This window comes from Imperialibacter sp., from assembly GCF_040222385.1.
Lineage (GTDB): Bacteria > Bacteroidota > Bacteroidia > Cytophagales > Cyclobacteriaceae > Imperialibacter.
Map to the genome: position 1 here is coordinate 1 of NZ_JAVKDF010000048.1, position 6054 is coordinate 6054.

Sequence of the window (6054 nt, forward strand, 5' to 3'; positions counted from 1 at the left end):
TGCTGTATGATATTGGGCCTATTCGGGACAATTCAATCCCGCAGTCGTCATCCACAAGCTCCGACCTAACCTTACCTAGAAACTTATGAAAGTCCAGCTCGTCCAGCATATAACGTCACGAAATAATGGCATACAACGCCTGCCTAAAATGAGTGGGGGAGTTTTACGCAGCTCCCATTCCACTTGCACTTAGCCACGCCGATGATAAAATTAACTCTTGTGGCGGACAATCCAAGCCAGCAAATGCTTGAAAACCGACAAAGCCCACATTCATTTTTAGGCCTGTGTTACCTAGCTTTACTCAGTTCGGGTAAGTTGAAACGTCCGTCCATGAAATCTCAGGAAGCTTAGGTCTGCCAAAGGGGTCGAAAGCTCATAGGCAAAGCTTATGATACAGTCACAAAATGTATAGTTCGCATCATAAGTCGTGGTTGTTACCTCCAATTGGTTGCCAGAGCTGTCCAGTTCCATAGTGACCGAGTCCGTCGCCAAACTAAGGTCTGTGTCTGCTATTATCAGAGTATCTGCACTCACAGCGAGAGTCCCTCTGTTGATTTGTCCGCAATTTGCCGCTACATCAAAACTCAGGATAGTTGTCGATCGGGCCGTATGATACTTGATCAGTCGGAATTCTGGCGTGTTGGTATCCGAACTAATCGGCTCGCTACATTTTGCACTGAATCCGGCCACTAATTCAGAGCTACTGTCCTGAGCAAAACCTGAGAAGCTTGATACTAACAGGTAAACCACGAAAATGTACGTGCGATCCAACATATGCTAGGTAACGCCTCAGTAAAGTGAGTGTGGGAGTTTTATGCAGCTCCGCTTCCACTTGCACTTAGCCACGGCGATGTTAAAATTATAAATTGTGGCGGGCAATCCAAGCCAACTTCCCTATGACATCCACCGAAACCCACATTCACTTTACTGTTGTGTTAGGTGCTTTTTTACAACGGATTGCTTATCTGAGTCACAAGTTCGTCCGCAGCTGACCGCATCGATGAGTCCTTCAAAGCCAGTTTAAGTTCCTCAAACATGGAAACCATTTCTGGAACTGGATCCTCCCACAGCATCGCATGAGTCGCCAGCTCATCTCTAGCTTTCCCACTTCTCAAAGAATACATTTCCAAAAATCCGGTTGGGTTATTCTTGATGGCGTCAATCACAAATTCCCCAACCTTTTCTGCGAGTTCCACATTTGTGCTTATTGCGTTGTCCAGATCGATTAATGATGAAATGTAGGAGGTGTCGCTTTTGCTTGCTGCCACCATGATTTCCATCGTCCGCCAAACCAAGGAGTAATTTTCATCTTCTGAGAGGAATCCCTTAAGAAGCGCCCTACCAGAAAATTGGTCATATGCTGAATATAAATAAGCGAATTTCACAGCCTGAGCCTTAGTAACAGCCGAGGTCTTAAGTATTTCATTTAAAAGAGGCTTCAGTTGAACTGACACCTCTTTGTATTTTGCAACTGTCTCTGGGTAAAGCAAAGTTTCCATTTGGTTGATTTGTTGTTGCATTTCAACAGCCGTTTTAGCAGGGTGCCTTTCAAAATAAAACCCTCGGAGGTATGCACTGTCTGCAGGATAGGTTTTAGATACTTTTTCAAACGTCTCGACCAGGTCTTTCGATTTTTCAGATAGCTCAGAGTCGCTGTCAGCAGTTTGGTTTGCAGAAACTTCTGCGACTTGCTCAGTCGTCTCAGGTTTGCCGGTTCGACTACCTTCGCATGAGAATAGCAGGGTTGATAAGATAAGGAAGGAAATTGCTGATTTCATCGTCTAGCAGTTATAGCACCTAACGCCCGACTAACATGAGTGGCGGAATGTTATGCACTTAAGCTTCCGCTACCAGTTAGCCACGCCGATGATAAATTTATACTTTGTGGCGGACAATCCAAGCCAGCAAATGATTGAAAACCGATGAAGCCGCCATTCATTGTTAGTCTTGTGTTATATGCCTTTCTATTCGGTCAGCAGTCCAGTCGTTGTGATTACCAAAGTCGCTGATTTTGGTTGGTCGTCTGCCCCATGTAGAAAAGTTAGCCGTTTAGTAGCAGCGTCAAACTTATATGTCCGAGGATTGAAGAAGTTGCCGTCTACCCAGTAACTTTTATGAGTCGTCTTTTCTTGATCGTCCATTTGCTGGATAGAAATGAAAAGTCTGTGAACAACTACGTCTCCATCGAGACCAGCTACCTCGTCCGTTGTTATGTAGGCACTTTCCACAAGTCGAATAGCAACTCGGCCACCATCAAACTGCATAGCATGTCTAATCGACAGAAGCAGCGAATTAATCTCCAGGTCGACGGATTCAGCGACAGTTATTTTCTGAGCCATTAAGGCAGGAGTCAGTACTAAAGTCAATATTATTGCCGTCAAGAAGTTTTTCGTCATGCAGATTATGGCATATAACGCCTGCCTAAACTGAGTGTGGGAGTTTTATGCAGCTCCGCTTCCACTAGCACTTAGCCACGACGATGATAAAATTAAACTTTGTGGCGGACTTTCCAAGCCCGCAAATGATTGATCACGACTGAAGCCCACATTCACTTTTAGGCCTGTGTTATGCAGCTTTAATCAGCGATCCTGATAGTCAGATTGACTTGTGATTTGACCGGTTTGCCTTTGTATATCGCCGGTTGCCAGCCTGTAAGAAGTTCAGTCCGCCCCTTCAATTTCATGAGTAGTTCGTCCGACTTCATATCGTCGAATATCCTAAGGGATTCAGTGTCAACTGTCCCGTTTTCATTAACCGTCATAAATAATATTACAAAGCCCTTATTTTCTACGTTTGTTTGTGAGCGAGGCACGCTAAAAGATCCAAGAAGTTTTTTGAGTGATTCGTCACCAGCCACATATTTGGCAAATTGATCAACACGATGGTAGACTCCGACACTATCCTTGATTCCCATCCGAAACTCATTTTGTTCAACTACCCAGTCACGCCCTTTTTCGATTTCTTCTTTGGAGTAATTCTTAAATTTCCCACTAAATGTAGAGTAGTAAACTGTGTCAGGAACTCCTTCGCTGCTTAGAAGTTCGCCGGGAGAGTATTCGTTTCTGATCTGCAGAATGTAATGACCAGTTACTAGAGTGTCCAAAAATGGGTTTTTGTCAAGTTTGAGAATTATCTTCTCGACGATTGCTTCTGTCGAACTACCGTCTACAACGTCAAAGAATTCACCAAAATCGACGGAATGGATTTGTAGATCAGAGGTAAGCAATATTTTTACATGGTGGCCTGAAAAGCCTGTGTTGAGTTCATTCTCAATTATTAGAGAGTCGCCGTGCCTAGTGAGGGAGAGGTCTACATCCAAAAAATCTGAATTCATAAATATGTCATGCGGAACGTAGATGTCCTGGTCTTCATAAGGCCTGTTGTAAGCCGAGATAATGGCATTACCGAACAGTCCATTTCTGTATTGCTCCTGAGAACAACCGAAAAATGTCAGAATTACACCTACAAATGCAAGATAGAGTACTCTCATGCGCACATGCTGCATAACGCCTCGGTAAAATGAGTGTGGGAGTTTTATGCAGCTCCGCTTCCACTACATCTTAGCCACGCCGATGATAAAATTATAATTTGTGGCGGACAATCCAAGCCAACTGACCTATGATAACTGGTGAAGCCCACATTCATTTTTACCGCTGTGTTGTGCCCTTTTTTATCAGCCGGTATGTCCTATATGCCAGGAACGCCAAAGCCAGAAGATTGACGGCAGTCCAAATATTCAAACCGATATAGCTTAATTGTTCACTGAGTGTCATGCTTGATAGGCTCCAATACTCGCCCTCGCTCTCATCATAGAAGTCGTCATACCTCATCAATAATAATCCAAATATTATATAGACAACGACGTCGAGCAACACCAGAAAAGCAGCAATCAAAATCGTTTTTACGGTAAGTTTCATTTTTCCAAACCAGTTTATTGACGCTTTTCTAAAATCAATTTATCAAGTCAATTATCGTGTATCCAGTCTCGCCCTTTGATAAAAACCTGGCCCTTTGCAATCCCCGAAGTCTGCCCGAGTATTCTCCGATTTTTTCTATTCGGCCTACGCCCATAGACCACTTGAAAATCATCTTATTATCATCATAAGGGGAGTGAAAAAACACATCATCTCGCATACTTGTCAGGCTTGAAGCTCCATGAAGTTTCTCTGGAATGTTGCGTACTGTATGTTCGTATCCATCCAAGCTGAGCTCTACCAGTGGGAAGTCAGGGTACATTAGGAAAAGGACAGTGTTATGTGTCTTGGCGCTAAGACAATAACAGTCTGCAATGTCGACCTGATGTCCGTACTTGTCACGATAGCCAAAGAGAATATTTCCCTCAAAGTCAAAGACGACTACACCTTGATCGCTTGGGCCGATCCCAGAGAAAACTCCCTCGTCGAAGTAAGAAATGACAATTCTATTATTAAGTACCACGACATCCTCGACACCGTCGCCGGCCATAAACTTCGTTTGAACGATGCCATTTTCATCAATGATCCAGGCGTTTGGTCTATCCTTCCTTGTCCGACAGTCTACTAGGAGTGTCCGGGCTTTGTCTAGTCTGCGAATTAGCGGATAGGTAATGTTTAGTGTGATGGAGGTTTGAGAAGTCGGTGTTAGAATCTGGCGATCCTTGGTAATTGCTGCAAAGTCATTTGTCCCGTCTGCGTCGATGTCCAGGCACTCAGTTTCTGTCTGCTCAAACGTTCTGGTCTTTTCCGTCATGTAGGTCTATTGGGCACAACGCCACGCTATCAGGCGTGGGGATTTTTATCTAGTAAAGTTAAGTATTGCACTGAGCTTTCCAACACTCCAAAACTTTCCAAATATCGCTGAAACCCCATGACTGATCAGCGAATGTTGTGGAGTGTTTAGTAGTTTATTCCACGTCTTCCAGTTCGTTCGAAATACTCATAACTGATCAATGTGAGAATTGAATCCTCACTTAGTTCGTACTTCGTTGATAGTTCGAAAAGTCCAGTGTTTTTAAGTCTGAACAATTGTTCAAGCAGATTCTTTCGTTGTTGGTTCAAAAAATCTTCACCCCATTGAGCATTAATGAATCGGTCGATGAATATTGCCCCATTGTAAGTTGAGTCATTCAAAAGCACTTGAGCATCAAAAGCGAATTTCTTCGGTTCGGAGGTGATATTTAAAAGAGTTCCTGAGTCAAGAATAATGTAGTAATTATCATCATCTAATTCAATCACTTTTGTAGTGTCTGTTGGATATACAAGCATTCCAAGTTCAGACCTTAATCGAACTGTATCCCCAAGTTCATGGGAAAATTCAGGTACGTAATTTCTCCCGATAGCATCTCCCCAAGAGTTAAAATGAAGCAAGAGGAAATCATCAAAGACTTGTTGTTGAACCGTCTGGCTTGGTTGTTCACAGGCTGCTAAAATTATTAAAAGTATGATGATTTTTCTCATGAGCAATTTTCTACTTCCGTTCGCATTCGATAAAAAAGTCCACTGTTAGTTCGTCAGCCTTAGTCTGCTCAACTGTGTATTGAACAAAGGCATCCTGTTCTGTTTCTCGGAATTCTACTCTTACAGGGTCGCCATTTTCATCAACTTGTTTCTGTTTTAGTTGAGTCTTCCTGATCTTTCCAAAGAGTTTATAGTACCCCATGTAGGTTCGTAGAAATTTATCGGTTTCACCTGTACTGCAAACACCATCTGGATTAATATTTGGTTGCCTTTTCAAATTCACACCCATTTTTTCAAGAATGTCGAACAGACGAATATTCATGTTCGTCACTATACTTTCGAAATACTCACAGTCCGCGCAATTGCAGTTCTCTGTGATTCGAGGAAGTTCCTTATAGAAGTCCCTTGTTCTTTGAATTTCTACAGTTATACGACATTGTCCGATTTGAAAGTTTACTGCGTTCATGCTATGCTCCACAACGCCTCGGTAAAATGAGTGTGGGAGTTTTATGCAGCTCCACTTCCACTACATCTTAGCCACGCCGATGATAAAATTAAAATTTGTGGCGGACAATCCAAGCCAACTGACCTTTAACAACCAGTGAAGCCCACATTCATT

At 42.9% G+C, this 6054-nt stretch carries 7 protein-coding genes; all 7 read right to left on the minus strand.

The features are described from left to right. Positions 1-947: 947 nt before the first annotated feature. On the minus strand, positions 948-1778 hold the full coding sequence (locus RIG68_RS23335; RefSeq protein WP_350128055.1) for a hypothetical protein: 831 nt from the start codon (positions 1776-1778) through the stop codon (positions 948-950). A gap of 186 nt (positions 1779-1964) precedes the next feature. Next, positions 1965-2339: a hypothetical protein gene (locus RIG68_RS23340; RefSeq protein ID WP_350128058.1), complete on the minus strand. Its 375-nt coding sequence runs from the start codon at positions 2337-2339 to the stop codon at positions 1965-1967. Positions 2340-2575: 236 nt separating this feature from the next. Continuing rightward, a complete protein-coding gene (locus RIG68_RS23345; protein ID WP_350128061.1) occupies positions 2576-3490 on the minus strand; it encodes a hypothetical protein in 915 nt (304 codons plus the stop codon). 157 nt (positions 3491-3647) lie between these two features. After that, positions 3648-3917, minus strand: coding sequence for a hypothetical protein (locus RIG68_RS23350; protein WP_350128064.1), 270 nt, complete (start codon positions 3915-3917; stop codon positions 3648-3650). A gap of 34 nt (positions 3918-3951) precedes the next feature. Further along, a complete protein-coding gene (locus RIG68_RS23355) occupies positions 3952-4728 on the minus strand; it encodes a hypothetical protein (RefSeq protein WP_350128067.1) in 777 nt (258 codons plus the stop codon). Positions 4729-4874: 146 nt separating this feature from the next. Next, positions 4875-5435, minus strand: coding sequence for a hypothetical protein (locus RIG68_RS23360; RefSeq protein ID WP_350128070.1), 561 nt, complete (start codon positions 5433-5435; stop codon positions 4875-4877). A gap of 10 nt (positions 5436-5445) precedes the next feature. Next, positions 5446-5757: a hypothetical protein gene (locus RIG68_RS23365; RefSeq protein WP_350128073.1), complete on the minus strand. Its 312-nt coding sequence runs from the start codon at positions 5755-5757 to the stop codon at positions 5446-5448. Between the last annotated feature and the right edge of the window lie 297 nt (positions 5758-6054).

Coding starts and splice junctions, on each gene's coding strand:
- RIG68_RS23335 (WP_350128055.1), bottom strand. CDS start 1,778: ATGAAATCAGCAATTTCCTTCCTTATCTTATCAACCCTGCTATTCTCA.
- RIG68_RS23350 (WP_350128064.1), bottom strand. CDS start 3,917: ATGAAACTTACCGTAAAAACGATTTTGATTGCTGCTTTTCTGGTGTTG.
- RIG68_RS23345 (WP_350128061.1), bottom strand. CDS start 3,490: ATGAGAGTACTCTATCTTGCATTTGTAGGTGTAATTCTGACATTTTTC.
- RIG68_RS23355 (WP_350128067.1), bottom strand. CDS start 4,728: ATGACGGAAAAGACCAGAACGTTTGAGCAGACAGAAACTGAGTGCCTG.
- RIG68_RS23365 (WP_350128073.1), bottom strand. CDS start 5,757: ATGAATATTCGTCTGTTCGACATTCTTGAAAAAATGGGTGTGAATTTG.
- RIG68_RS23340 (WP_350128058.1), bottom strand. CDS start 2,339: ATGGCTCAGAAAATAACTGTCGCTGAATCCGTCGACCTGGAGATTAAT.
- RIG68_RS23360 (WP_350128070.1), bottom strand. CDS start 5,435: ATGAGAAAAATCATCATACTTTTAATAATTTTAGCAGCCTGTGAACAA.